We start from the raw sequence: 26250 nt of genomic DNA on the forward strand, positions 1-26250 counted from the left end.
GAGGGATTGCAACAAAAATCATAGGTTGGAAAGTTGGTATAACGATGCGCAGACAAATACGAGCAAGCGCGGTTATCGGTATGACTTGTCTCTCTTTGCTGGTCGGTTGCACTACGAAGGATGGAACATCGGCGCCGGAAGGGATAGGTCAGCCTGTGGCAGAGAAACCGCCGCAACCGGTAACGATTACGATCCACTCTGCCGGTGTTGCAGAAGCGGAATTCAACACACGATTCAAAGATGCGCTGGCGAAAAAGCTCCCGCATGTCACGATCCAGTGGCTGCCGACAAGCGGTGCCGGCAATACGATTCAGGATTATGTCGCTCGCGGCGAAATTCCGGATATTATCCGCAACATTGCCAGCACCGTACACGATAACTATCTGAATCTAGGCTTGTCGTACGATCTTCGCGAGCTGGTGAAGAAGTATAAGTATGATCTGGACCGCTTCAACCCGCTTTTTATTGACAGCTTTGTCAGTATGACCGCGCAAAATGGGGAGCTGTACGGCCTTCCGGTGTCACCGTTCTTTTCGCGGGTGCTCTACTACAATAAAGACTTGTTCGACAAATTCGGTCAGCCGTATTTGAAGGACGGTATGACCTGGGACGAGGTGTACGAGGCAGCCCGCAAAATGTCACGGGTGGAAGATGGGGTGAATTACCGCGGGTTTTCGGCTTTTCTCTCCACCTTTATTGCCTATAACGAATATTCGCTCTCTACGCTTGACCCGGCGAAGGATCAGTTGTCGGGTATCGATACTTGGAAAAAGATGTTCGACAACTACATCCGCTTTTATCAAATTCCGAACAATCCGATCGCTGCCAATATTACCGAAGAGCAAAATATATTCAAAAAAGGAACGGTTGCGATGCACGCGGATATTTACTCGCCCTATCTCGATTTGAGTATGCTGAAAAATTGGGATATGGTGTCGATTCCAGTGATGAACGGGGCGCCCAAAAAAATCGGTATTTTTCAGCCGGGTTATTTGCTGATTACGAAACAGGGCAAGCATAAGGAAGAAGCGTTCCAAGTGATCATGGAGATGCTTAGCGATGAAGTGCAGATGAAAGATGCGCGGAACGGGTTTTTGCCAACGGTCGCAAACAAGGAGATGACGAATGTTCTCGGACAGGATAGCGCCATTCTCAAGAGCAAGAACATGAAGGCGGTCGGCTATTACGAATTGGCAGCGCCCCGTCCGTCGCGGCAGAAAGGAATGACGGTCGTCGATACGCGCACGGCGGACAAATTGCTCGAAAATGCGTTCATAGACGCGGCGTTGGGCAAGGATGATGTGAACACGGTGCTCAGAAAGGCGGACGACCTTTTAAGGCAGGAAGTCGAGAAGGCCAAGAGTAAAACGAAATAGACAAAGGAGGAGTGGCAGTTGAGCTACAATCTATACGAATTGAATCAAAAGGACCTTCCGAAGCTGCTTGACGGGGTAGAGGACGCCAAGGATTGGCTAACCAAACGAAGCAGGATTAAACAGCAATGGCTGGAGTTCATCGGCGGGATACCCGAACGCGTCCCGGTTTCCTACAAAGTTCTGAGCGAAACGAAGGAGTGCGATCATACTCGGATTCATATCAGGTACGATACGGTATACGGAGATACGGTTACCGCCTACTTATTGATACCGGATGATTCTGTGAACGGTAAGGATCAGGACGGAAGACGCCCGGGAATACTTGCCCTTCATGGTACGCAGGAATTAGGTAAAGAACATTACGCCACATTAAATGGGGGGGAAAACAGGCGTTACGGAATGCAACTCGTCTCGAGAGGTTATATTGTGCTCGTACCGGATGCGCTCACTGCCGGGGAACGGATATATAAAGGGTTTGCGAGTTTCCACAGCAAGCCGTTCTACGAACAGCATCCGGATTGGACTACCGTTGGTAAAAACATAGTGGATCATATGCAGGGAGTGGATCTGCTCTGTTCGCTGGATCGCGTGAATGCCGAACGCATCGGAGTGATCGGCCTGTCTTTTGGCGGGTATAACTCTTATTTCCTGGCTGGGCTTGACGAGCGGATTCGGGCTTCTGTTAATATTTGCGGGTTCAGTCCCTTTTATGGCGATCCTCGGCCGACCCATTGGGGCGTTCGCAACTGGTATACGCATTTACCGAAAATTACAGCCTATTTGAGCCGGTACGAGGTTCCGTTCGATTTTCATGAAATCGCGGCTCTGACTGCTCCTGTTCCTTCGTTCCACTACTTTGCCCAAGGCGATAAGATTTTTCCCCACTGGCAAGCGATCGGCGCATGTATGGTGGAGCTGCACGAGCTGTATCGTTTTCTAGAGTCGGAGGATCGGTTTCAGGCGGTCATGACGACAGGAGGGCATGATTTCCCGACGGAAATTCGCGGCATGGCGTTTGCGTTTTTGGACCGCTGGCTAACGGACAATACCGCGCGATAATCAGCGGATACAGTCTAACATACTATCAAGCCGGGATAACCAGCGCAATACCGATAAACTGTTGCCATCCAGCAACAGTTTTTTGCTCTTTGCGAAGAAGGGCAAGCTGGGAATTTTACATTGCTTGGCAGCAACCTGATGTGGTAGAAATGACTTAAGACCGTCGTAATGTATAACGGTTGCGTACACAGGAACAGGAGGATCACCAGATGGAGCTCGTCACACGTTATTACGATACCGACCTTGTATTAAAACGTGCAGTGGATATCGCGCTGCCGGAAGCGGCCGGTCGGCGCACGGCCCTCTTCTATATTCATGGCGGCGGGTGGCATACCGGGGCAAGAGATTCTTTTCATTCGCATCTTCAGCATTTTTCCCGCAAAGGTTATGTTTGCGCTTCAGCAGGCTACCGCCTTGCGCCAGGCGCCAAGATGGCTGACCAAATGCGCGACCTTGTTGCCGGATATGAGACCTTTCTGGCTTACATACGCGAAAGCGGGCTGAGTATCGACCGTGTCGTCGTACTTGGAAGCTCGGCCGGCGCACACCTGGCCTCCCTGCTGGCGCTCACTTCCCCAAGCGAATGGACAGGAGCAACGCATCAAGACTGGCTGAAGCCGTCCGCGTGTGTGTCCATTAACGGGCCTGGCACGTTGGAGCAATGGGAGCCTATGCATGAAGGGATCAAGAAAGATATTGAAGTTGCGGCCGGTGAGGTTTACGGTCAAAACCCCTCGTTGTTCCGGCAATTGTCTCCGATCGCTCGGGTCGACGCCAATGCAACCGATTTTTTGTTTCTGATCGTAGGCAAGGAGCAGTTTTTCCCTCACTCGTTCATTTATGAGATGAGCGACAAGCTGAAAGGGTATGGCAAACGCTCTGAAGTGACACTTTTTCCGGAGGCGGAGCATGGCTTTTTCTACGGAGTGAACAGTCCGCAACAACGAGAAGCGCTCACTGTGTTGGAGCCGTTCCTTGCCTTATACGAATAGTTGTTATGCCGCTGATAAGTATAGAAGGGCCAAGTGCTGTTGGCAAGACGTCAACCTGCAAGCAACTATCCAAGCATTTTGATGTTTTTACAATACCAGAAGTGATAAGAAAACCGACTCCAAATCTAAATGCTTACGAGCGAGCGATCCATTATCTCAACATAGAAGTTCAGCGTTGGGAACTGGCTCAGGAGAAGTTGCAACTCCATGAACTAGTCGTTTTGGATAGCGATCCGTTCAAACCGCTGTGGTTCAATTGGTCCTTTCATTATGAGAATTGTTTAGCGTTAGATGAGCTTGCGTTGTTTTATAGGGAAAAACTAGAGCAGCGATCTATTGGATTCGCAGATGGGTACATACTTCTAAACGCCACCGAACAAGAATTGCGAAGCAGAAAGACGAATGACCCGACTAGAGAGCGGATGGAATTCGATCATTTATTAAGAATAAATAAACCGAGAGAGGCTTATTATTCGCAGATCAACCATTGGTTCCATGGTTATGTCTATAAGTTCGATGCGATAAGTATCGAGCAAAATGTCAAAAACATTAGCGACGTGGTGCCGAAATTCAAGCAACCGTCGGATCATCCTTTTTCGCTTCATTTAGTGGATTCGATTGTTCACTGGTTACGCACGACTCCGCCGCCGCTCTAAGCTTTATGTGATTGACCTTCGCAAGAACGATTGTTAATTGTCGGAATATTTGCTATAATAAGACTAATTAAAAGGTACTGCGTGTGACTGGCGGAGCATGGGGAACCATGAGGAAGCGCGCGGGGTATGTGCCGTACGCCTGGGCGAGAGTGGTTAATCTTCGGATTAAGCGCTCTTTTTTGTTTTCCCCATTCAAGCCTCATAAAGGAGAGTTGATCGAAAGTGGAAACGATTCAGTCGTATTTAAACCAGCACGACCCCGAGGTAGCGGCAGTTTTGGATGCGGAAAGTATTCGTCAAAAAAGCACGCTATCGCTCATCCCGTCGGAGAACTATACCTCCATGGCGGTCCGGCTGGCGCTGGCCTCTTCGTTTACGAACAAGTATGCCGAAGGTTATCCGTATTTTTGGGAAAACGGCGAACGGAGCATGCAGAAAAACGGGCGGTACTACCGCGGGCAGGCGAACACGAACGACATAGAGCGTTTGGCCATCGAAAGGGCGCTGAAGCTGTTTACGCCGAATCCGCAAGCGTATCATGCCAATGTACAGCCCTTGAGCGGCTCGCCAGCCAATCTTGCGGTGCTGCATGCATTTTTGAAGCCGGGGGATACGTTTCTCGGGCTTTCGCTCGACTACGGTGGACATTTGACCCACGGGCATCGCGTCAACATAACGGGCGCCTCCTATCGAGCCGTTTCCTACCGGCTGAACGCCGACTACGAGCTGGACTACGACGAAATCCGCGAGCTGGCCCGCCTCCATTCGCCCAAGCTGATCATCTGCGGGGCGACGGCTTATCCGCTGCAGATCGATTTTCAGCGCTTGGGGGAAATCGCCAGAGAGGCCGGGGCGCTGCTTGTCGCCGACATCGCTCACATTTGCGGGCTGTGCGTGACCGGGCATCACCCCCATCCGTTCCCGCATGCCGATCTAGTCACCACGACCACGCACAAAATGCTGCGCGGACCGAGAGCCGGACTCATCCTGTGCAAAAAAGAGCTAGGTCCGGCGATTGACCAAGCGGTATTTCCGGGACTTCAAGGAGGACCGCACATGAATACGGTCGCTGCCATGGCAATCGCCTTCCGTGAAGCGATGAGTGAGGATTACAAGATGTACGCCGGGCAGATTGTCCGCAATGCGAAGACGTTGGCGGAGGTTTTGCAGGCAGAGGGCTTCAGTCTGATGGGCGGACGAACGGAGAATCACCTGCTGCTTCTCGATATCGTTCATTCGGATAACGGGCTGGCTGCCAAGGATGGGCATTGGCTTTCTATTCGCTGGGAACGGGCCGGCCTCATTGCTAACAAAAACGCCGTGCCTGGCGACAAAAAGCCCTGGTACCCATCCGGCATGCGGCTTGGCACGCCGGCTGTAACGACGCTGGGAATGAAAGAAGTGGAAATGCGGCAAGTTGGGGATTGGATCGTACGTGCCACTCGCGGGGCGGATAACGATGCCGAGCTGGAGCGAATCCGCGTAGAAATCGCTTCTATGATGGAGCGGTTTGCACCGAGGCAATTCGTTTGAGATGTAGGCGAGCATGGTCTGCAACAGTAGGATAAGTACGTGACGTTCAGGGCTGCCGGAAGATAGGCGGCCCTTGGAGTTTAACAGGCGATGAACGGAGGAATCAAGGAGAAACTTTCAATGCAACGGGAACCATTTATTGGTATAATTATGGATTAATAGGTGAGGTGATGGAGTGATTATTCGTGGAACAAACATTTACGTTGAGGATGAAGGAGATAAAGAGGCGCGGGCTCTATTATTTTTGCACGGGGGACCTGGTGAAGGATGTTTGATCCATTCAAGTATCCATAAAGATCAGTTTAAACAAAACTATCGTTGGGTTTCATTGGATCAGCGAGGGGTACTCCGTTCCGAGAGCCTCCACGAAGATGAAGATTTGAAATTAGTAGACCTGGTTCACGATCTCGAAGAAATAAGGATTCAACTCCAAATTGAAAAATGGGTGATTTGGGGACATTCATTTGGCGGACTATTAGCCCTACTCTACGAAAGAACATTTCCCGATTCTGTCATATCTATTGTTTTTGAGTGTCCAAGCTTTGATTTTGATTTATCCCTGCAGTCGCTACTTCAGGGAGCGGCTGAACAATTTAAGAGCTCAGGAAACGAGGACTTCTCATTAAAATGCAGGCAGTATAGCAGAGGCAATTATTCACCAGATGAAAGACTTCAGGCATTTCTGGACTTAGGTCAGCAGCTTCCTGATCGAAGTAAGTTATACATACATAACCCACACAATATTCCACCCGTTACCTATCCTCAGGAGATTCAAAAGATGCAGGGAAAATCTATAAGGCACCTGGAAAAGCTCAGGCAAGAGGGAAAGATGTATGACTCACTTCTTCCTGTTTTATCGGATATTACTGTCCCTACCCTTCTAATAAAAGGTGCATATGATTTAGTTACTTGTTCAACGCACGTAGAGGCCTATCAACAAAGTGTTTCAACAAAGGGGAAAGTGCTTATTTTTAATCAATCGGGTCATAATCCATCATGGGAAGAATCCGTTCAATTTTCGCTTGCAGTAAGTGATTTTATTAAAGAAACCTACAGATAAATCGTTGTGGGAGGAATCGACTTTATGAGCGGGGAAAGCGTCCAGCCGGTTAAGAGCGAGCAGGAGATTCAGTCTAAGGTGAACGAAATCGTAGGCGGTTATCCAGAGGTATCCATAGTGCGGGATGGCTTCCATTCCATTTTGTTCAAAGTAAGGAAAAAGTCTTTTGTAAGAATTGCGGGCGATCAGAATAACGGTTACTTTCTATGCTTCAAGTCAACCCTCGAAAACCAAGAAATTCTTATTCGACAGGCGACTTACTGGAAAACGGCCTACTTTGGGCAGTATGGGTGGGTATCTACATGGGCGAATCAGCCAGACAGCGGGGAGGAGTTAAAGCCATTGCTTTTTGAAGCGTATTGTCTATCTGCACCTCAAAGTCTGGTGAAACCATTCATTCAAAAATAAGGTTTCAAGTGGTGCAGGGCAAGCCAACCATCGCCATAGGGACTTGACACCTCTTCTGGGTTCTGATACTTTTACATCTGTAAGCGTATTCTGACCAATCGCATCAGCGATTTCTTTTTTTGTTCTAATAAAAGAACATTGTTCTTTATTGTTGAACGAAATATCATCTTGTTGAAGCGACCGATAAGCGCAGTGTAACGTATGGAGGCACGGTACTATTGAATGGGAAGAGCGTCTTGCAAGTGTTTTAATAGAAGGTTTTGTATCTCGATATTGAACAAAAAGCGAGGGGAAGTTTCATGTACGCACTACCGTTTCGACAAGGGGATAAGATCGTTTTTATAGGAGACAGCATAACAGACAAGGGACGCAAAACCGATCCGCTGCAATTGGGCGGCGGTTATGTGCGAGTCCTGCACGATTATATGTGGACGGCGCACCCGGACAAAACGTTGACGATTATTAACGAAGGGACAAGCGGCAATCGGGTGACCGATCTGCAGCGGCGATGGCAGTTGGATGTACTGGATCACAAGCCGGATTGGTTGTCCGTCTCGATCGGCATTAACGACGTATGGCGGCAGCTTGACGCTGCGCACGGGGAGCAGGTATATCCCGACCAGTTCGAAGCCGTTTTCCGGGAACTGCTGCAAACAGCGGTGCGAGAGACCGGATGCAGACTGATCCTGATGCAGCCGACAGTTATCAAGGAAATCACCGGTTCTACCGGAAACGAATTGCTGCGGCCGTACATCGCGATTGTCAATCGACTGGCAAACGAATTCGATGCGATTCTCGTTCGCACGCACGAGGCGTTTCAAGCGCAGTTGGCACGCCAAACCGGCAAACCGCTGACGACAGACGGCGTACATATGACGACACACGGCGATATGCTGATGGCCGTGACATGGCTGGATGCGGTTTCGCAGGCCGCCAAACCGCAAGAGTCAGTGTGTGAAGAAGCGAGAGAAAGCGCGCCGACCTTCAAGCGGTGATCAACATCAAGAAAGATTAGGCTCAAAAAAGTACATTATTTGCCAAAAAACGCTCCACCGCCCGCCTGCGGTTGGAGCGTTTTTTGGCATGCACTCCGTTCGTATATCCGGGTCAGCTCACCCCTCAATCCATCGGGTAATAGGGGAAAGTTAAAGCAGTAGTTGACTTGACCGTTAGTGAACTTTAAGATGATATCGACCCCGGCGGGCAGTTACGATACGACTCTCACCGCAGGTCACTCAGAGAATAACAAGCTAAGGAGCTCACCAAGAGTGGAACAAAGCAAAGGCAAGTTGAACAAGATTTACGCCATGCAGCTGGCAACCATATTTATTGGATTCATCATCTTCGGATTCTCGGAAAATATTAAAGGACCGGCCATACCGCGCATTCAATTCGATTTTATGCTGAATGAATCCGAGCTCGGCACTTTGTTATCCTTAAACTCCCTGGGCTATTTGATAGCCTGTTCCTTTACCGCTTATTTGACCAAAATATGGGGGATCAAATGGGTAACCGTTGCCGCGTTCGCCTCTATGGCCCTATCCGGCGTCTTGATTTTCTTCTCCCATCATTTTGCGATGTTCTCGACATCCTATTTCCTGATGTACATCGGCAACGGGATGCTGGAAATTGGCTTGGCCATTCTAAGCGCCCGGATTTTCGTGAAAAACACGGGAACGATGATGAATATGACGCATGGCTTCTACGGCCTGAGCTCGACGGTAGCTCCGCTTCTGGCAACTGGCCTGATGAAGGTGACGATTGCGGGTCACACGCTGGATTGGCGCGGGATGTATCTGCTGGTGCTGCTATTGTCCGTCATCCCGATTGTGATTGCTTTGTTCAGTACATTCCCGGGTGATGATATTTCCCACGAAGATCGGATTCCTTTAAAAGCTTTGCTAAGAGACCGCGTATTATGGCTAATGGTACTGGTGCTTACGTTTGGTGTTGTATCCGAATTGGCCGTCGGCGGCTGGCTCGTTAATTTCCTGGAGAAGGCTTATGGCTGGGATACCGTTCATGCTTCCGGGATGCTGTCCGTCTTCTTTTTATGCTTCGCGCTGGCCCGGCTGCTGCTTGGTCCGCTAACCGATCGGATAGGCTTTGTAGTCTCTCTCGTGATCTTCTCGGGATTTTCGGCATTGTGTACCTTTGTGGCCCTAGCAGGCGGCGAAGGGGTTGCGTTCTTGTTTGCCGTTTCCGGTGCGGGCATTGCGATGATTTATCCGACCGTGATGGCGTTTGTCGCGAAGCGATATCCAAAGGGCAGCGATACGGCTATTACGTTCACTGTAACGTTGATGGGATTGGGTAGTGTGATCGGCAACTATCTCATCGGGGGAGTTATCGAGCTTGTCAAATACTTGGTTGGCGAGGAATCGCCCACAAGCCTGCTCCGCGGACTTCAAGCGGGCTACGGCTTCATAGGATTATGTGCAGCATTATGTGCTATAACCGGAATTATTTTGTACGTGCATTTGTATAGAAGGAAAGAAGTCATCTGAATTATCATTCGATGCGATTGGGGGAGGGGTAGTGAGGGCTGGCAGATTTAGCATATTAGGTACCATATTGGTTCTGGTACTTGCTTGGTTGATCTGGGAACAGCATAGTACTGAAGAGGAATTTCTCCATCATCAGCGTATTGAAGAAAATGAGATTAAGGAAGTAATTGTATGGGGCGAACTGTATCGGAATAAGGGGAATGGGGTGGGGAGCATTGAAAGACCGCAAAGGCGTGTTACTGAACAGGAAACAAAGCAAATAATTGCGGCTTTCAATAAGATTCGGAGTGAAACAGTAACGATTGAGAATCATCAACCTCAAACGAAATTTATAGCGGGCATTGCATTTTACATGAAAAGCGATGGGAGGATGATAAATATATGGTACAGAGATTCAGGAGAAACCGTATATGTTTCAAAAAATAGTAACAAAAAATCAATATACTACTCCATAAACGAGCCGGATATACAGGATTTTTTTGATTCTTATATCAGTGATTTCTTGAAAGAAAGTTCCGAATAAAGGTTTATCCCTCTCCTACATATACATCCCCTTAAGACCGGCCGCCGAATGTTTCGGCGGTCTTTTGCCTTATGCCCAGCGAACATCACGAATGCCGGAAAGTAAATGATTCATATTCCGTCATGGATGTTGAAATTCCGACATACCATTTCCCGCATGGATTCCAGTTTAATAGAAATGTTCGTGGCAAGCATCTGGCGGTGGGCACGGCTATGTCCTTATCAGAGGATACGGCCCCATGCGCGTAGAATGAAATAAGCATCCCGATTTCAGCAGCGGAGGGCATTATGAAGCTCATTACGAAGGTCATCTGTCTGATCGTCATTTTGATGTCGCCGGTGATTGCGCTGTACGCCTACTCCAATGCGCAGAGCACGCGGCTTGTCGAGGAACAGCTGACGATCGCCAACCGGCAGCGGCTTGCGATTTTTATGCACCAGATCGAGGCCGCCATGGAACAGGTGTCGCAATATTCGAATCTGATTTCGCAGGAACCGGACTTCGCCCAATTCGCGGGCAACGTCATTCCGGCCAACGGGTACGACTACGCCATGCTGTCGGACGCGCTGCAGCGCAAGCTGTCGCTGTTCAGCACCTCCACGGCCTGGATGAACCGGATCAACGTATATTTTCCCGGCTCGGGGCATGCCGTATCGTCGTATTCCTTGCTTCCTTATAATATAGATTATCTGCTGGAACAGGCGACGACACGCTGGACGTATCGGACGATTCGAGTCGACGGCGCGGAGAAGCGGGCGTTCACCCGTTTCTTTATCGAGCCGGCTTCCGCCGCTTCCGACATACGCAAGGCCGACGTAGTCGTAGAGATTGATCTGATGGCGGACAATATCGAACGGCTGCTCGACAGCTTCAAGACGAAAGGCAACAACGATCCGTTCCTGTACAAAGGCGCCGGGGAGCTTGTGCTTAACGGCAGCGCCGACGAACCTACCATCCGCAGGCTCATTGAGCAGGAAGGAAGCCAAATCGCAGACTCGGCGGGGGGATACCGGTCCGTTTCGCTGGACGGCCGCCGTTACCTGGTATACGGGCTCGTCTCTCCGAAGATCGGCTGGACACTTGTCGATTACGTGCCGCTGGAGACGATACTGGCGCCCGTTACATCCAGCCGGAATTTGTTCTATGTAACGGCCTGCCTGCTCGTACTTATGGGCGCCGGCGCAGCCTACCTGATCTACTCGCAGGTACAGCGTCCGATCCGCCAGCTCGGCGAAGGGACCGTCCGGCTGGAGCGGGGAGATCTGGCCGCCCGGCTGCCGTCCGGCACCAACCGGGATTTTGCCGGCCTGTTCCGGCAATTCAACCGGATGGCGGAGCAGCAGCAGCATCTGATCGAGAAAGTGTACCGGGAGCAGCTGCGTGCGAAGGAAGCCGTGATGAAGCAGCTGCAATCGCAGATCAATCCGCATTTTCTATACAACAGCTTCGCCTACATCGTCAGTATGGCGCAGATGAACCGGCTGGAGCCGGTCGTTTCGATGGCATACAGCTTGTCGGATTACTACCGTTATTCTACGCGCAACGAACGGCTGGATACGACGGTAAAGGAGGAAGTCGCCTTCGTGCGCTCTTATATGGATATTATGAACATGCAGCTGCGCAAAATCGGCTACACGATCGACATGGCTCCCGAGCTGGAGTCGCTTGTCATTCCGCGGCTGCTGCTTCAGCCTATTGTGGAAAATGCAATTATTCACGGTCTGGAGCCGAAGAAGGGCGGCGGTTCGATCGCGATTACAGGCAGAGCGGCGGATGGTACCGTCTGTTTTACGGTCGAAGACGACGGTGTGGGACTCGCGGACGAAGCGCTCGAGCGGTTGAACCTTTCCCTTAAGGAAACGGAGCCGCCGGGGGACGACTGCGGGCTGTGGAACGTCCATCAGCGCCTGGAGCACAGATTCGGCTTAGATGCCGGTTTGCTCCTGACGCGGTCCGAGTCCGGCGGCGTGAAGGTTACGCTCAGTTGGCCCGATGTGTCGTACCTATAAGCGGAGGTGAAGCCATGATATCGGTTCTTCTTGTAGACGATCATCCACATCTGGTCGAGCATTTGTCGACGGTCATCCCGTGGGCGGAGCTCGGCGTTTCCCGCGTTTTTACCGGCTGCTCCGGTGACGAAGCGCTGGAGACGATCCGGAACAACCGCATCGATATTCTCGTCACGGATATTCGAATGCCCGGCATGGACGGCTTGCAGCTGATCGGGCAGGCCAGGAAACTGCGGCCGGAGCTCGACTGCATCCTTTTGTCCGGTTACGGCGAATTCCAGTACGCGCAGAAAGCGATCGAGCTGCAGGCGTTTCGTTATTTGCTGAAGCCGGTACGGCCCGACGAATTCGTATCCGTCATGCGCGAGCTTACGAACGGCAGAAGCCGGCCTTCGGATGCTGGAGCGGAGCAGCAGCCGGCGGACAAACACGAGGTGCAGCGCCGCCTGATCGATTCGGTCCACGACTATGTGCGCCTGCACATTGGAGGCGATCTGACGCTGGCCGCCATCGCCGAGCACGTTTATTTGCATCCGGTCTATTTGTCGAAGGTATACAAGGAGATTGCGGGCAGAAACGTGAGCGAATTCATCCTGGACGCGCGAATGACCAAGGCGAAGGAGCTGCTGGGGCATCCGGGCCTGCGCATTTACGAAATTGGCGAAGCGGTCGGTTACCGTAGCACGCAGCATTTTATCGCCGAGTTCAAAAAGTATGCCGGCGTGACGCCGAAAATGTTCCGGGAATCGTTTCGTTAACATACCGTCATGTTTATTGAAAATTCGACATACCGTTCCCCCCCGGTATCCCGTTAAATAGAGAAGGGAACATTTTGAAGCATACAAAGCGGCTTGCGGCTTCGAAACTGAGTCCGATTCGGTTGCGGGGACCCGGAAACCGTCATCGCGAGGGAGAGGGACGGTATCAATACGACTGGAAAAGGAACCGGTGGTTGGAATGGCGTACAATCGCACGATCGTTTTAAGCTGTATGCTCCTCTTGGCTCTCGTATTCGGCGCTTATGCGTATATGACGAAACAAGCGGCCGCCCCGTCGTCGGGTTCGGATTCGGAAGCGGGAGGACCGCCACAGCCGCCTATCGTCATCACGACCGCCCGAGTACTAAGCGACAGCGATCTCAACAAGATGAAGGAGCCGGACACGATCGACGACAACCCGATTACCCGCTGGTCGAAAGCCAGATTAGGCATCGATCCCTCCAACATGTGGGTGCTGGCGGACGAGGCGGCGCTGGAGAAGAAGCTTCGGCTTGCCCTGACAGGGGATGAGGAGCTTCCGGACGTGCTGCTGCTCAACAACCGCGTTTTGCCCCGAATGTTGGAGGAACTGGCTGCATCCGGCCGGTTTGCGGATATCGGCGAGTCGTTCGAACGGTATGCTTCTCCGCGTTTGAAGGAAGCGTACGCGCTGAATCCGGATGTGTGGAAAACGGTGCGGGCTAACGGCAAGCTGTGGGGGCTGCCGCAAATTTCCGACGGAAAAGTCGGCGATCCGATACTTTGGATCCGGAAGGACTGGCTCGACCGGCTTGGACTTGCCGTGCCTGCAACACTGAACGAGTTGACCGCCGTGCTGGACGCCTTTACAAACCGGGACCCGGACGGCAACGGCAAGAAGGATACGTTCGGACTCGCGCTGGGTGGCAAAAACTCGCTGAACGGCTGGATCGGAGACGCCAGCTTCCTGTTCGGCGCCTACGGCGACCAGCCGTATCAGTGGAACCGGATGCCGGACGGCACGCTCGCTTACGGCTCCGTTCAGCCGGCCATGCAGGACGCGCTAACCGTGCTTGCCCAGTGGTACCGGCTTGGCTATCTTCACCCCAACTTTGGAACCCATGACGAATTGACCGCGTCCTCCCTGTTCGCGGACGGGCAAGCCGGGATCATCTCCGCGCCGGGTTGGATGGGGGGCTGGCCGCTGTCGGAGGTGCCGGATTGGATGAACAAGTTCAAGCCGATCCCGTTTCCGTCCGGACCGGACGGCAAAATCGGCCGGAGAGGCTCGGAAATTTCGTACGGCAGCTACGTGTTCCGCAAAGGCTTCGAGCATATGGACGCCGTGTTCCGTTATTTCGATGAAGTATACGGCGCGCTGATTGAAGATCCGGCGTCGGATTTCGTTAACGGCTTTGCCGAGAATTACGACTACAAGCGGGTTAACGGCGAGATTGTTTACGATTTCCCGGGGAAAACGGACACCATCTCCCGGCAGTTTCTCGTCGCTCTCGGCAGCACGCCCCCCGGGGTGATCCGCGAAAGCCTGGAGCAGCGAGTCTACCGGGGAAAGGTCGATACCCCGTATGAGAAGAAGCTGGCTGCCAGCAGTTCGAAGCTGTTTCTGGAGGGCATCATCGTCGGCGACCTGCAGTTGGCTTACGCTCGGAAGAATGAATTCGTGGGCGCCCCCGGACCGAAGATGCGCGCCAAATGGCCGGCCTTGCAGGACTTGGAGAAAAAAGCGTTTCTGAAGATCGTCTACGGCAACGAACCACCCGACTCGTTCATCGCGTTCGTGCGCGACTGGTATGCGTACGGCGGAGAAGAAATTACCCGCGAGGTCAACGAGTGGGATCGGGCCAACCGGTGACGGTGTGACGAGGCAAGAAGCAATCGGCGGGTTCTCGAATCGGCCCGCCCGCTCCTGAGACTTGGTCCCGGGAACTCAAATAATCCGCCGACGTCGTCGCTGGGGTCGATCCCCTGCGATGCCGGTGAAGCAGCCAGTTTCACTTTCGTGCGGTAATTCGTCAATGCATCAGTGTGGTGTGGTAAGACAATAGGTTGCTGGCGAGAACACGGAACGATTGGAGCCGATTGGAAAGCGAGAAACCGTTCGGCGGCCGCCAATTGAGAGGAGCGGAGAAGACGATGGCAACACTTCGCGGGTATTACCGGTTTAGCGGTTGGCTGCTGCTGCTCTCAGGACTGATAACGATCGTCATCCAATACATCCATCTGGAGGATGTGCCGGCCGATCTGAACCAGATGGGCTACTTCGTAGATGCTGCCGTATGGACCCATATCGGGTTGCTGCTGTCGTTTGCGATGTTTCTGATGGGTTTTGTCGGGCTGTATTTGCGGCAGGCGGCGCAGCTGAAATGGTGGGGCTGGCTCAGCTTCGGGTGCCTTTTTCTATTCGTCGTCCTCGATCTGCTGCACGCGCCGATCCAAATTTTTAGTTACCCGGTACTGTTCGCCGGTGTCGAAACCGAGGAGCAGTTGCAGATTGCGTCCGAGCTCGTCATGCGGATCGGGGCGGAGGGGCCGGGGACATTCCTGATGATGCTGCTGATGCCGCTCGTTCTGGTCGGCACGATCCTGATGGGAATCGCCATGCTGAAGGCTGGCGTGCTTCCGAAAGGTCCGGCGATCGCGACGCTCGTATCCGTTGTTCTTATCGTGCTGCCGTACGGACCGGTGACGAAGTATGTGTTCCCGCTGCAGTATGCGGTCTACGTCTGGTACGGAGCCGTGCTCGCTTTCGAAAGGACACGCGTGCAGGAAGCGAACGTGCCGACAACGGGAGCCGGCGGACAGAGCGGCGAAACGACAAGTGTGCAAAACTGAAGCTTGGATAAAAACCGGGAAGGAAATGAGGGGATTCCGACGAGAGCAGATAGGAAAGCAAAAGCAGGCATCGGGATCGCGGCGTTTGCGCTGGCTATAACGCTCGTTGGCTGCTCGGCCGGCGGCGGGGAAGGCGGGGCAAATGGAACGGAAGCGGAGGGGACGTCGGTCGTGAAAAACGCGGACGGCGGCAAAACCGTGCTCTCCAGCGTTAAGGAATGGCCGAAGGAGCTGCCGGCGGACGTCCCGAGGCCGGATGGAATGACGGTAACCGCCTCGGTCAAGTCCGAGACTACGGGCACCATTACGGTGGCGGTCGAAACGAGCCGGCCCTTCGACGAGATCGTTCGGCTTTACCGCGACTATGCGGAGAAGACGGGGTACAGGCAAGTGAACGAAATGAAGGACGACGGCTATTTTATGTATACAGGCTCTAAGGGAGCGGAGACGTTTTCGGTAATGATCCAGCTCGATCAGGAGGGCCGGAAAAAGGTGACGGGGGCGATCGTATACGGCAAGAAGCCGTAAACGGGAAAACCGCTGTTCGGTCATCAGGAAAACCATCGATTACAGGAAGGTGAACAAGAAAGTGAATCCATTCAAAAGCAAGACGCTTCGGCGCTCCGCTTGGACCGCCGCTTTGTGCGGGATGCTGTTTGCGTCGGTTCCGCTGCCGCCGCAAGCCGCTTACGCCAAGGCGACTGCCGATATGACGGTATACGACGATGCGCTCTCCGAAGCGTTCGCCAACTACGGATGGGCAGACGCCGATCTGGGCAATTCGGCGGTCGTCCGCACGGGGAGCCGGTCGATCCGGCTCGATCCGGATGAAGGCCAGGCGTTATATTTGTACAAAGACCGCATCATGGACGCGAAGGAATACGAATCGCTGCAATTGTGGGTGAACGGCGGGGCGAGCGGCGGCCAGCGGTTTCGTCTGACGCTTTCGCTAGGGGGCCAGGCCGTGGCGGAGATCGATTCCGAGCTTCTGCTGCCCGGCGGAGCCGCGAAAAACGAGTGGAAGCAGGTTAACGTTCCGCTTGCGAAGTACGGCGTTACGGGACTGATCGACGGCATTCTGATCTGGGGGACGGGCGCGCAGGAGCCGATCTACATCGACGACATCCGCTTCGCTGCGGGAAGCGGAGGCCAGGAGCCTCAGCCGGAAGAACCCCGCAAGGCGACAGCGCTGACGTTCGAGGACGGGCAGCTCGCGCTTAAGGCAGGCCAGGAACGAGGCGTCAAGCTGTATGCCGCATTTGAAGGCGGGGGAAGCAAAGAGGTGACTGCCAGCGCAAGGTGGTCTTCTTCCGACGACACGGTCGCGACCGTTACGTATGGCGTTGTCAAAGGTTTAAAGGCGGGAAGCGCGCTGCTCTCCGCCGAGTACGAAGGTTTGAAGGCGCAGCTCCCGGTAAAGGTGGCGGAGAGCGAGCCGGTTCCGCCGATCGAGCCGGTCGACGGCCTGTCCGTCTATGACGATGCGCTGTCCAGGACGTTTACCGATTATAGCTGGGCCGAGCACAGCCTAGAGGAGCAAGTTGTCGCGCATACCGGCTCCGCCTCGATTCGTTTTAAGCTTGACGGCGAGGGCGCGCTTTATTTGTACAGCGACCGCATCCTGTCGGTAAACGACTATGATCGTCTATCGTTCTGGATTCGCGGAAGCGGGGCCGGCGGACAATCGGTGAAGCTCGCGCTGACGGCCGGCGGCCAGACGGTTGCGGAGAAGACGCTTGAATCGTGGCTGCCAGCGGGGCTTCCCGCGGGCGAATGGGCACGGGTGGAAGTGAAGCTTGCCGATCTGCAGCTTCCGAACGGCATCTACGACGGACTGCGATTTGCGGGCGGAACGCCGAATGAACAGGGCACCGTTTATCTTGACGATATCGCTCTGCTCGCCAAACCGGTCGAGCGGGTTCCCGTCGCCGAGGTGAGAATCGACAAGCCGCGGCTTGTGATGCGGCCCGGCGACGTCCAGCAGCTGCAAAGCGAGACGTTTTTCACGAACGGCGATACGGCGATCGTCAGCAACAAGTCCGCATGGAACGTCGACCGGTCGGACGTAGTAACCGTGACGTACGGAAGGCTAGAAGCCCGCTCACCGGGAATCGCCAAGGTGACGGCCGTTCACGAAGGGTTTACGGCGGAGGCGTACGTGCAGGTGACGGATACGATTTCCGAGCCGGTGTACGAGGATGCGTTAACGGCAGGGTACCGCAACCAAAGCTGGCATGACAAAGATTTCGCCAACAAGGAACAGAAGCGCAGTGGCAGCTTATCGATTAAGTTCGAGCCGGACGGCTGGGATGGCGTCTGGATCGCCAAGGACGCCAAGCTCGCAGTAGATGGCTACTACGGCGTGCAGTTGTCTCTGCACGGCGGTGCTTCGGGCGGGCAGCGGCTGATGCTCCATCTGTACGACGGCGGCCAATCGCTCGGAGCGGTCGACCTGGACCGTTACTTGCCGGAGGGCGGACTGCCGGCCGGCCGCTGGACGGATATTACGGTAAGCCTTGCCGATCTCGGCGTCGAATTCGGCACCTTCGACGGACTGATCGTGCAGGCGGGCACGGAGGACGACCAAGGCGCGGTTTATATCGATGACATCGCGCTGCTGCGCAACCCGCATCCGGGGCAGCTGCCGGAGCCGAAGCTGCCGGTCATCGGCGTGAAGGTCGATCAAGCTTCGCCGCGCAAGCCGATCAACAGCGACATTTACGGCGTCAACTTCGACGAGTCGAATCCGACCGATTCGCAGCTGAAATTCCCCGTACAGCGCTGGGGCGGCAACCAGACGACGCGCTACAACTGGGAGCTTGACATTGCGAACCGGGCTTCGGACTGGTTTTTCATGAATTACCCGTACGATAACGACCGGCCGGGCGAGTTGCCGAACGGTACGACGTCGGACCGGTTTATCGATATGACCCGGCAGAGCGGCGGGAAGGTGCTGCTGACCGTGCCGACCATCGGCTGGACGCCGAAGGACCGGGAGATCCGTTACGGCTACTCGCAGAAAAAATACGGTCCGCAGAAGGGCTGGATTCGCGATCTTCCGGACGCGGGCAACGGCGTTCGGCTGGACGATTCCTGGATTACGAACAGCGATCCGACAGATACGTCGAAGCCGGTGGGCGTCGATTTCGCCACGCGCTGGCTGCAGCATATCGCCGGCCGCACCGGAGACTACGTTAATCTGTACGCGCTCGACAACGAGCCGGAAATATGGCATGTCACGCATCGCGACGTCCATCCGAACCCGCCGACCTATGACGAGCTGTGGGAGAAAACGAAAACTTACGGCTCGGCGATCAAGCAGCAAGATCCGAACGCGCAGCTGCTCGGGCCGGTGTCTTGGGGATGGTGCGCGTACTTCTATTCCTCGGCCGACAATTGTGCCGAAGGACCGGATCGTGCCGCTCATGACAATATGCCTTTCCTGGAATGGTACCTGAAGCAGGCGAGCGACTACGAGAAGAAACCCGGCGGGGTAAGGCTTGTCGACTATCTGGACATTCATTACTATTCGCAGGAGTCTGCGGTGCCTACGGAGGATGAAAGCCCGGAAGCCGCAAAGCGGCGTTTCCAATCGCTCAAAACGCTGTTCGACGACCGGTTCGTCGACCAGTCCTGGATTCAGGAGCCGATCCGGCTCATTCCGCGGATGAAGGAAATGATCGCGAAGTATATGCCTTCCGTCAAGCTGGCGATCACGGAGTACAACTTCGGCAACGGAAGCGGCATTACGTCCGGTCTGGCGCAAGCCGAGGCACTGGCGATTTTTGGCCGCGAGGGCGTCGACCTGGCAACCCGCTTCGGCAACTTCCGGGCAGGTACGTCGATCGAGGACGCGTTCAAGCTGTTCCTCGATTATGACGGCCGAGGCTCGAAGATCGAAGGCAGCAGCGTCGGCACTAGCTCCACGCTGTTCGACGCGGTGGGCGCCTACACGATCGAAGGCAGCGACGGCAAGACGTACGTGCTGCTGTTCAACAAAGATACGCTGACGCGCCAAGTGAGCGTGGATGCAAGCATGCCGGTGGAAGACGGAGCCGAAACGTACCGCTTCGACGCCGGAACGCGGCTTGCTCACGCAGGCCAGGTGAGGGCCGGAGCGGACGGGACGCTGTCGTTATCGCTGCCCAAGCGCTCGGCTACGCTGATCGTGATTGAGCCCAAAGGGAAATAAAGCCCAAGCACGGCGTTTCTTCCAAGGAAGCTGAACGGCTTAGCGGTCAACTACGGCGGTATTGCAGACGGGTGAACGGGCCGAAACACGCCCTAAACGAAAGGGGATAGTCGAAATGCAGTCTCATTACGATGTCATCGTGGTAGGGGCGCGGGTGGCGGGCTCCGCCCTCGCGTACGAACTGGCCTCAGCGGGGTACAAGGTGCTGCTTGTGGACAAAAGCACCTTCCCGAGCGACATTTTGTCGACGCACAACTTCTTCGGCAACTCGCTGGCGATGCTAAAGGAAATGGGCGTGCTGGACCGGTTGCTGGAAACCGGAGCGCCTCCGTACAACCGGGCGGTCATTCAATTCGAGGATGCGGTTATCGACGGGCGATTTCCCGAGGTAAACGGCGAGGCCCGCTGCCTTTGCATCAGACGCACCCACTTGGACCATATTTTGTTCGAACATGCGGCTTCGCAGGAAGGCGTGACCGCGATCGAAGGCTTTCGCGTCACCGGCGTGATCCGGGAAGGCGGGGCAGTCGCGGGGATCGAGGGGGAGCGCCGCGGCGGCGGAACCGAGCGGTATACGGCCCGGCTCGTCGTCGGCGCCGACGGACGTCGTTCGACCTTACGCGATCTCGTGCACAGCGAGCGCAAGCTGTCCGTACCGACCGACTTTGCCTCCTATGTCGGTTACTTCGCTGGCTACCGTCAGGAAGGTGATCTTCACGCGGAGTTGTACAAGATCGGGGATAAAATCGGCATCGTTTTCCCTACCAACGACGGGCTTCACGTGGTGGGCGTCATGTTTCCGCTGGATGACGAGGAGTGGGGGAGCCGGTTCTCCCGCTCGCCGGAGAAGACGATGCGCGAGATCGTAGATAGCGGCTTCGCAAACGCTCCGCTACCGGCGCGGCTTGCCCAATCGACCCTGGTCGGGGCGATCAAAGGGCTGCGCGGTTACGATAACGACTGGTACCAGGGAATGGGGGAAGGGTGGGCGCTCGTCGGCGACGCGCTTACCTTCAAGGACCCTGCCGTCGGGCAGGGGATGCAGGACGCGCTGTACGTAGCGCGTACGCTGACCGGTGTATTGTCGCGTTACACGGATTGGAGCGCCAACTGGAAGGAGATGGCGCATATGTACCAAAGCCTGACCGAATCGCTTATGATGTCGCGTTTCCAGATGGCTTGCCAGTTTACGAAAAATGTGCCGTTTTCCCCGGAGCAGCATGCGGTCAACCGGTTAATCGCGGCGAGTCCGGAGGTGACGCAGTCCTTCCTCGGCATTTACAACCGTGCGGTTGAGCCGTATCAGTTCGAGCAAGCGGTCCGGGAGCTGGCGGCCCGGCTCGGGTAAGCCTGGCAGCCGAATCTGACAATATGGGAAGGCAATAGGAAGGTTCATATAGGATCGGGACGGGGCCCTGCAAATTTTGCAGGGCTCTATTTCCTTTTTAGCGGGCATGACGCGTGTGGGGCTTTGGGCTATTTGCGCTTGTCCAAATCCCGGTACGAGGTCGGAGACACGCCGCTGTGATGCTTGAAAAATTTGGTGAAGTAATCCGGCAAGATCCCGATTTGGTCGGCAATTTGATTCATGCTGAGATTCGTCGTACGCAGCAGCGAGCAAGCACGATCGTAGCGCAGCTTGGCCATATATTGCATGGGCGAGAAGCCGGTCATCGATTTGAAAACCGAGATGAAATAACGCGGGTGAAAATGGGCGAGCTTCGCAAGATCTTCGACGGTCAGCTTATGCGGCAATCGCATGTGCATGTAATCGAGCACCCGCGTAACGCTCTGAACGTCCCGATGGCCGGCGTCGTTAACGATCCGCGTGGAACTGTTTTCGATGACATAACAGAGCAATTGCGCCAATGTTGTTTTGGCACGCAGAATCGAGGTCATTTCGTCGCCGGTATAGGACTCGTTCAAATGCTTGAATAACTCCTCGATGAGATCAAGATCGTTCACCTCTACGATGGGCGAGATGGAGAGCAGGTCGAACAGCCGGTTGTCTCCGATCAAGGAGGTAAAGTGGCAGTAATATTTGCCGAACACCTCCCCGTCATAGGACGAAGCCGAAATGATCGAACCCGCAGGCAGAAGCACGAGCTGCCCCGCTGTAGGGATGAGGATCGAACCGTCGAGCCATATTTTGCATCTTCCCGATACCATGTAATACAGCATGTTGTATTCGAGTTTCAGATTGGAATGACTCCACTCGGCACCGAGCATCCGAAACGAAGAATGTAATATCGCGGTTTGGACATTGGCCAGATATCTGGAAAAATTGCGCTGCTGCGCTTGGGTGCGCTGCATCCATCGTTCCCCCCCTCCGCCATTTTCGAATCTGTTCGGCCCTTAGCGCGATGCTGCTTGATCGTGCGGCCTGCGGTCCTGTCTTGTTCCAGCGGACAGGTCGTTCTTTGTTTGATTATACATGGCTTTGGCGAGGCTGCGTATAGCGGCGTCTTGGTTTCGATTGAAATCTGAGTTTTTTACGGATACCGCCTGATTGTTTTCCATTCCGATTCCTGTCCGGATTCTTAGAATTAATAGTGAACCGAAACGAAAGCAGGTGATGCTCCCGGAAAGAACCCTGTCGGACACGGATGGAGGAGAGAGAAGCACACTGAGACCATACGAGGAGGACTAGGGATGCACAGAAGATCATTCGCCATCTTATTGTCTTTGATTGTTATGATTGTGACGCAGGGGGCTGCGTTTGCAGCGCCATCTTCCGCAGAAGGGAAGGGAAAGCAGGTCATGCTGGCCAATAACGGGAAAGCCCACTACGGTATCTTTGTCCGCTCCGATGCCGATGAGATGGAACAGCATGCCGCACAGGAACTGACCACCTACTTGACGCAAGTGACAGGAGCGCCGTTTCAGCTGTCCGAAGGCGTCACCCCGCCGGGCGGACCGACGATCGTTGTCGGCAGAAGCGCGCTAACGGAGGGGCTGGTGCCGGAGCTGACCGGTCCGACCCTTGGGGAGGATGGCTTTGTCATCGGCGCGGCGCAGCGGTACCTTGTTATCGCAGGGAGTCATCCGCGCGGCACCATGTACGGTGTGAACTTTTTTCTGGATACGTATGTCGGGGTAAAATGGTATTCGCCCACGTACACGTTCGTGCCGACGTTCCCGAAATTGCAGGTGTGCGTCGATTATGACGTGCAGGTGCCGCGCTTTTTATACCGCGAAATGTATGTGAACGACGGCGGCAATGAACAATACCGGGCCCATAACTTACTCAACGGCAAATACCGCGACCGGTATACGCAAGTTCCGCAGTCGGAGCCATGGCTGAACAGCTGGTCCACGTATTGGCCGTATGACGTTCACAATTTCAAGAAGATCGTGCCTCAGACCAGCTATCACTACGGCAACCAACTGCTGGCGATGAATGAAAACGTTCGCAGTATCGCGGCCGCCAACTTGATCAGCCGCGTTACCCAGCAGGTTTATGAAGGAAAGGACGCCTCCTACGGGTTCAGCCAGGAGGATACGACGTGGAGCCCCGACCCGGATAGTCTGGCGTTTGCCGCTCTGCATGGGGGTACGCTGGCCGCACCGATCATGGATATGGTAGGCGACGTTGCAACTCGCGTCAAGGCGGCGATTCCGAATGCCCGCATCGGCACGCTCGCCTATATGTTTACCGAAGAAGCGCCAACGAACATGACTTTGCCGGACAATGTCGTCGTGACGCTCACTCCGATCTATAAAGATCACGGCCGCGCCTTGAATGATCCCAAGAACAGCTTTTCGAAGCAAAACGCGGAACGATGGGCGCAAATATCGGATGATCTTGTTTTTTGGGACTATCTCGTCGACTTTTCGGGCGGCGGATATTTGATGCCGTATCCGAGCGTATACGCGATGGGGGAAACGATTCAATTTTTGGCGGATTTTCCTGCGTTCAAAGGATACTTTGGCGAACTTATTGTAGGGACGACCGCTCCAATCAGCACCGGGCTGACCGACCTGCGCGCCTGGGTGGGCGCCAAGCTGCTTTGGAACCCGAATCTGGATTACCGTGAGCTGATCGATGAGTTTGTGAACGGGTACTATGGAGAAGCAGCGCCGTATATGAGCCAATATATGGAACTTCTCCATCAGGCGTTTGCGCAAAGTGAGGACAAATTGACGATTTCTACACCGATTACATCCTCGTTTCTTTCGTTTGATTTGATGCGTCAAATCGACGGCTTGTTTGCGCAGGCTGCTGCCGCGACTAGCAACCCGGTCTATTTGAATCATGTGCAGCGGACGCGCATCGAGGTGGATTACACGATCCTGATGCGGTATGTCGATTATATGATGGAGGCGCAGAGACGGAATATCGTCTGGGACCCTGATTTCGACAACCGGTACGCCAGATTCAAAACGTACACCGCGGATGTGATCAACTACAAAAGCAAAGCGACGATGACATCGCTGTACAAGCTGATCGACATTCGCCGGACTTTGCCGACCATCCCGGATTTCGTCAGTTCGCTGCCTTATTCGGATTGGCTTGACTATCAGGACCATACGTTCCGGTTGTATGAGCCTGTAGGGACGACTCTCGTCAGTGATGCCAAAGCGTCCGACAAAGCTGCGGCCAAAGTGAAAGGAAGCACGAATCAATGGGCGATTCAATTGCCAGATACCGAGCTGCCGCGTGAAGGAAGATGGAACCTGTATGCCAGCGTTCGCATCGATCCCGGCACAGGTTCATCCGGAGCAGCTGCGATGAATTACGGCTTCTCGTCTGCCTCCGGCGGCGGACGGGCTTCGATCGACTACGGACAACTGGCGGATGGCGACTATCATTTCATTGCATTGCCGTGGGTGTACGAGTACAATCCGAATGTGTCGGATCGTTACTATTGGTTTGCTCCGCCCAATTCCACCGCCATTCAAAATCTGTATGTCGACCGGATTATCGCCGTCAGGCAGTGAGCGATTTGCAAACGCTGTCATTATGTCGGACCATTATTTCATAGAGGGGGAGAAGTACGATGAAACGAAGATCATATGTATACATGCTGGCAGGCTGCTTGCTGGTGCAGGCGGCGATTACCGGGTGCGCAGGGGGGACAAGCGGCAAAGAAGGGAGCGGACAGACGGCCCAAGAAGGGAAACCGGCTGTTTCTAACGATCCGGTCACGCTATCCTTTAAAATGAATGTAGGCTCGATCACCTCGCAGGAAGGGTTCATGACGGTTTTCGGCGATAAAATCAAGGAGAAGTTCCCGTATGTGACACCTGTTTTTGTTCCGTCGGACGTTACGCTCAAGACGATCCTCGAAACGGGTCAGCCGCTGGACATCTATTACGACTCGTTTGCGAATACGCCGACGAACGTGCTGCAAAACGGGCTTCAGTACGATCTGACCGGGTTGATGAAACAGTTCGGCTACGACGTGTCTCCGCTCGAGAAAACGTCGGTGGAAGCGCAGCGTCAGCTGGCGAACGGAGGGATGTACGGCCTGCCGGTTTCGATCGATTCCGTTGCGCTTTTATACAACAAGGGCCTCTTCAATCAATTCGGTCTTCCGTATCCGAAGATCAACATGACGATGGACGATCTGTATGACGTGACCCGCAAAATGAGTCGTGTTGTCGACGGCGTCAACTATTACGGCTTCGGGACATCACTCGGTGCCGTCTTGGCTCTCGATCCGCTTGCGCCGCTGTTTGTAGATCCGGCTGCGAACAAAGGGAACTTTTCGTCCGAGACCTTCAAGCGGGCGTTCCAATCGCTGACCGGTCTGTTCCGTATCCCGAACAATGAATACGATAAAACGACGCTGACCTATTCCGCTCACCTCAAGCAGTTCAGCGAACAGCGGCTCGCGATGCTGCTTGGACCGAATGCGCTGGGAACACGGTATTTTGCGGACAAAGACAAGGCTCTGGACTGGGATTTGACCACTTATCCGACATACAAGGAGGCGGCCAATACGGGACCGCAAAATGCGCCGGGCTACTTTTACGTGACGTCGAACAGCAAGTTTAAGGAAGCGGCGTTCCAGGTGGCGGCCTATGTCACTTCGCCCGAGTTCCAGAAGCATCTGGCGCGCAAAGGCTACGTGCCGGCGCTGCAAAAGCCGGAAATCGTCAACGAGTTCGGCAAAGAGATGCCGTTCCTCAAAGACAAAAATGTGCAAGCGCTGTTTACAAAAAATCCGGCGACGATCGTGAAGCTGACTCCTTACCAGTCCATTGCGCTGGCGGAAGCGCAGACGGCGTTTAACGACATCCAGTTTGGCGGGAAAGACGTGAACACCGTTCTGCGCGAAGCGGACGAGAGGATCAATCAGAAAATTGCCGCGGAACAGGCCAAGAGCAAATAAGCAGCCG

General features: G+C 54.2%; 20 protein-coding genes and 1 riboswitch. Of the genes, 19 read left to right on the forward strand and 1 reads right to left on the reverse strand.

The genetic code is table 11. The features are described from left to right. The first annotated feature begins 155 nt into the window (after positions 1 to 155). From D7M11_RS30415 to D7M11_RS30495, 17 genes are all read left to right on the forward strand, one after another. A complete protein-coding gene (locus D7M11_RS30415; protein WP_158606923.1) occupies positions 156 to 1376 on the forward strand; it encodes an ABC transporter substrate-binding protein in 1221 nt (406 codons plus the stop codon). Positions 1377 to 1394: 18 nt separating this feature from the next. Continuing rightward, a complete protein-coding gene (locus tag D7M11_RS30420) occupies positions 1395 to 2435 on the forward strand; it encodes an alpha/beta hydrolase family protein (protein ID WP_120751045.1) in 1041 nt (346 codons plus the stop codon). Between the two features lie 209 nt (positions 2436 to 2644). Next, the gene (locus D7M11_RS30425; protein WP_120751046.1) at positions 2645 to 3427 is read left to right on the forward strand and encodes an alpha/beta hydrolase; all 783 of its coding nucleotides are present in this window, start codon (positions 2645 to 2647) and stop codon (positions 3425 to 3427) included. A gap of 5 nt (positions 3428 to 3432) precedes the next feature. Beyond that, positions 3433 to 4083, forward strand: coding sequence for a nucleoside/nucleotide kinase family protein (locus tag D7M11_RS30430; RefSeq protein ID WP_120751047.1), 651 nt, complete (start codon positions 3433 to 3435; stop codon positions 4081 to 4083). A 73-nt stretch (positions 4084 to 4156) separates the two neighbouring features. Beyond that, a riboswitch (ZMP/ZTP riboswitch) is annotated at positions 4157 to 4235 on the forward strand. A gap of 70 nt (positions 4236 to 4305) precedes the next feature. Further along, positions 4306 to 5616 carry a serine hydroxymethyltransferase gene (locus tag D7M11_RS30435; RefSeq protein ID WP_120751048.1) on the forward strand — a complete coding sequence of 437 codons (1311 nt, stop codon included), beginning with the start codon at positions 4306 to 4308 and terminating at the stop codon, positions 5614 to 5616. A gap of 175 nt (positions 5617 to 5791) precedes the next feature. After that, positions 5792 to 6676 carry an alpha/beta fold hydrolase gene (locus tag D7M11_RS30440; protein ID WP_120751049.1) on the forward strand — a complete coding sequence of 295 codons (885 nt, stop codon included), beginning with the start codon at positions 5792 to 5794 and terminating at the stop codon, positions 6674 to 6676. A 24-nt stretch (positions 6677 to 6700) separates the two neighbouring features. Then, a complete protein-coding gene (locus D7M11_RS30445) occupies positions 6701 to 7084 on the forward strand; it encodes an MmcQ/YjbR family DNA-binding protein (RefSeq protein WP_120751050.1) in 384 nt (127 codons plus the stop codon). A 299-nt stretch (positions 7085 to 7383) separates the two neighbouring features. Next, the gene (locus D7M11_RS30450; RefSeq protein ID WP_120751051.1) at positions 7384 to 8079 is read left to right on the forward strand and encodes an SGNH/GDSL hydrolase family protein; all 696 of its coding nucleotides are present in this window, start codon (positions 7384 to 7386) and stop codon (positions 8077 to 8079) included. 273 nt (positions 8080 to 8352) lie between these two features. Next, entirely contained in the window at positions 8353 to 9591 is a 1239-nt protein-coding gene (locus D7M11_RS30455) for an MFS transporter (protein ID WP_420818451.1), read from the forward strand. Between the two features lie 31 nt (positions 9592 to 9622). After that, positions 9623 to 10114, forward strand: coding sequence for a hypothetical protein (locus D7M11_RS30460; RefSeq protein WP_120751052.1), 492 nt, complete (start codon positions 9623 to 9625; stop codon positions 10112 to 10114). Positions 10115 to 10401: 287 nt separating this feature from the next. Next, entirely contained in the window at positions 10402 to 12123 is a 1722-nt protein-coding gene (locus D7M11_RS30465; RefSeq protein ID WP_120751053.1) for a sensor histidine kinase, read from the forward strand. Positions 12124 to 12137: 14 nt separating this feature from the next. Beyond that, positions 12138 to 12881, forward strand: a complete 744-nt coding sequence (locus tag D7M11_RS30470; protein WP_120751054.1) for a response regulator transcription factor — start codon at positions 12138 to 12140, stop codon at positions 12879 to 12881. A 199-nt stretch (positions 12882 to 13080) separates the two neighbouring features. After that, positions 13081 to 14733 (forward strand): type 2 periplasmic-binding domain-containing protein, encoded by a 1653-nt coding sequence (locus D7M11_RS30475; protein ID WP_120751055.1) that lies wholly within the window; start codon positions 13081 to 13083, stop codon positions 14731 to 14733. Between the two features lie 227 nt (positions 14734 to 14960). After that, complete coding sequence (locus D7M11_RS30480; protein WP_120751056.1) at positions 14961 to 15713, forward strand: hypothetical protein; 753 nt, start codon at positions 14961 to 14963, stop codon at positions 15711 to 15713. A gap of 3 nt (positions 15714 to 15716) precedes the next feature. Further along, on the forward strand, positions 15717 to 16241 hold the full coding sequence (locus D7M11_RS30485) for a hypothetical protein (protein ID WP_120751057.1): 525 nt from the start codon (positions 15717 to 15719) through the stop codon (positions 16239 to 16241). A gap of 61 nt (positions 16242 to 16302) precedes the next feature. Continuing rightward, on the forward strand, positions 16303 to 19905 hold the full coding sequence (locus D7M11_RS30490; protein WP_120751058.1) for a glycoside hydrolase family 44 protein: 3603 nt from the start codon (positions 16303 to 16305) through the stop codon (positions 19903 to 19905). Between the two features lie 115 nt (positions 19906 to 20020). Next, positions 20021 to 21253, forward strand: coding sequence for an FAD-dependent oxidoreductase (locus D7M11_RS30495; protein ID WP_120751059.1), 1233 nt, complete (start codon positions 20021 to 20023; stop codon positions 21251 to 21253). 128 nt (positions 21254 to 21381) lie between these two features. Here D7M11_RS30495 and D7M11_RS30500 read toward each other — a convergent pair whose 3' ends face one another. Next, positions 21382 to 22218: an AraC family transcriptional regulator gene (locus D7M11_RS30500; RefSeq protein WP_120751060.1), complete on the reverse strand. Its 837-nt coding sequence runs from the start codon at positions 22216 to 22218 to the stop codon at positions 21382 to 21384. 339 nt (positions 22219 to 22557) lie between these two features. On the opposite strand from D7M11_RS30500, the gene D7M11_RS30505 reads away from it, so the two are divergent. Together D7M11_RS30505 and D7M11_RS30510 are read left to right on the forward strand one after the other, a co-directional pair. Further along, on the forward strand, positions 22558 to 24846 hold the full coding sequence (locus tag D7M11_RS30505) for a DUF4838 domain-containing protein (RefSeq protein ID WP_120751061.1): 2289 nt from the start codon (positions 22558 to 22560) through the stop codon (positions 24844 to 24846). A 59-nt stretch (positions 24847 to 24905) separates the two neighbouring features. Then, entirely contained in the window at positions 24906 to 26243 is a 1338-nt protein-coding gene (locus D7M11_RS30510; protein ID WP_120751062.1) for an ABC transporter substrate-binding protein, read from the forward strand. The last annotated feature ends 7 nt before the right edge of the window (positions 26244 to 26250 follow it).

Source organism: Paenibacillus ginsengarvi, assembly GCF_003626695.1.
Lineage (GTDB): Bacteria > Bacillota > Bacilli > Paenibacillales > NBRC-103111 > Paenibacillus_AB > Paenibacillus_AB ginsengarvi.

Excerpts from the sequence above, each read along its gene's own strand:
- D7M11_RS30425 (WP_120751046.1), top strand. The coding sequence starts at position 2,645 with ATGGAGCTCGTCACACGTTATTACGATACCGACCTTGTATTAAAACGT.
- D7M11_RS30430 (WP_120751047.1), top strand. The coding sequence starts at position 3,433 with ATGCCGCTGATAAGTATAGAAGGGCCAAGTGCTGTTGGCAAGACGTCA.
- D7M11_RS30445 (WP_120751050.1), top strand. The coding sequence starts at position 6,701 with ATGAGCGGGGAAAGCGTCCAGCCGGTTAAGAGCGAGCAGGAGATTCAG.
- D7M11_RS30450 (WP_120751051.1), top strand. The coding sequence starts at position 7,384 with ATGTACGCACTACCGTTTCGACAAGGGGATAAGATCGTTTTTATAGGA.
- D7M11_RS30465 (WP_120751053.1), top strand. The coding sequence starts at position 10,402 with ATGAAGCTCATTACGAAGGTCATCTGTCTGATCGTCATTTTGATGTCG.
- D7M11_RS30470 (WP_120751054.1), top strand. The coding sequence starts at position 12,138 with ATGATATCGGTTCTTCTTGTAGACGATCATCCACATCTGGTCGAGCAT.
- D7M11_RS30475 (WP_120751055.1), top strand. The coding sequence starts at position 13,081 with ATGGCGTACAATCGCACGATCGTTTTAAGCTGTATGCTCCTCTTGGCT.
- D7M11_RS30495 (WP_120751059.1), top strand. The coding sequence starts at position 20,021 with ATGCAGTCTCATTACGATGTCATCGTGGTAGGGGCGCGGGTGGCGGGC.
- D7M11_RS30500 (WP_120751060.1), bottom strand. The coding sequence starts at position 22,218 with ATGCAGCGCACCCAAGCGCAGCAGCGCAATTTTTCCAGATATCTGGCC.
- D7M11_RS30505 (WP_120751061.1), top strand. The coding sequence starts at position 22,558 with ATGCACAGAAGATCATTCGCCATCTTATTGTCTTTGATTGTTATGATT.
- D7M11_RS30510 (WP_120751062.1), top strand. The coding sequence starts at position 24,906 with ATGAAACGAAGATCATATGTATACATGCTGGCAGGCTGCTTGCTGGTG.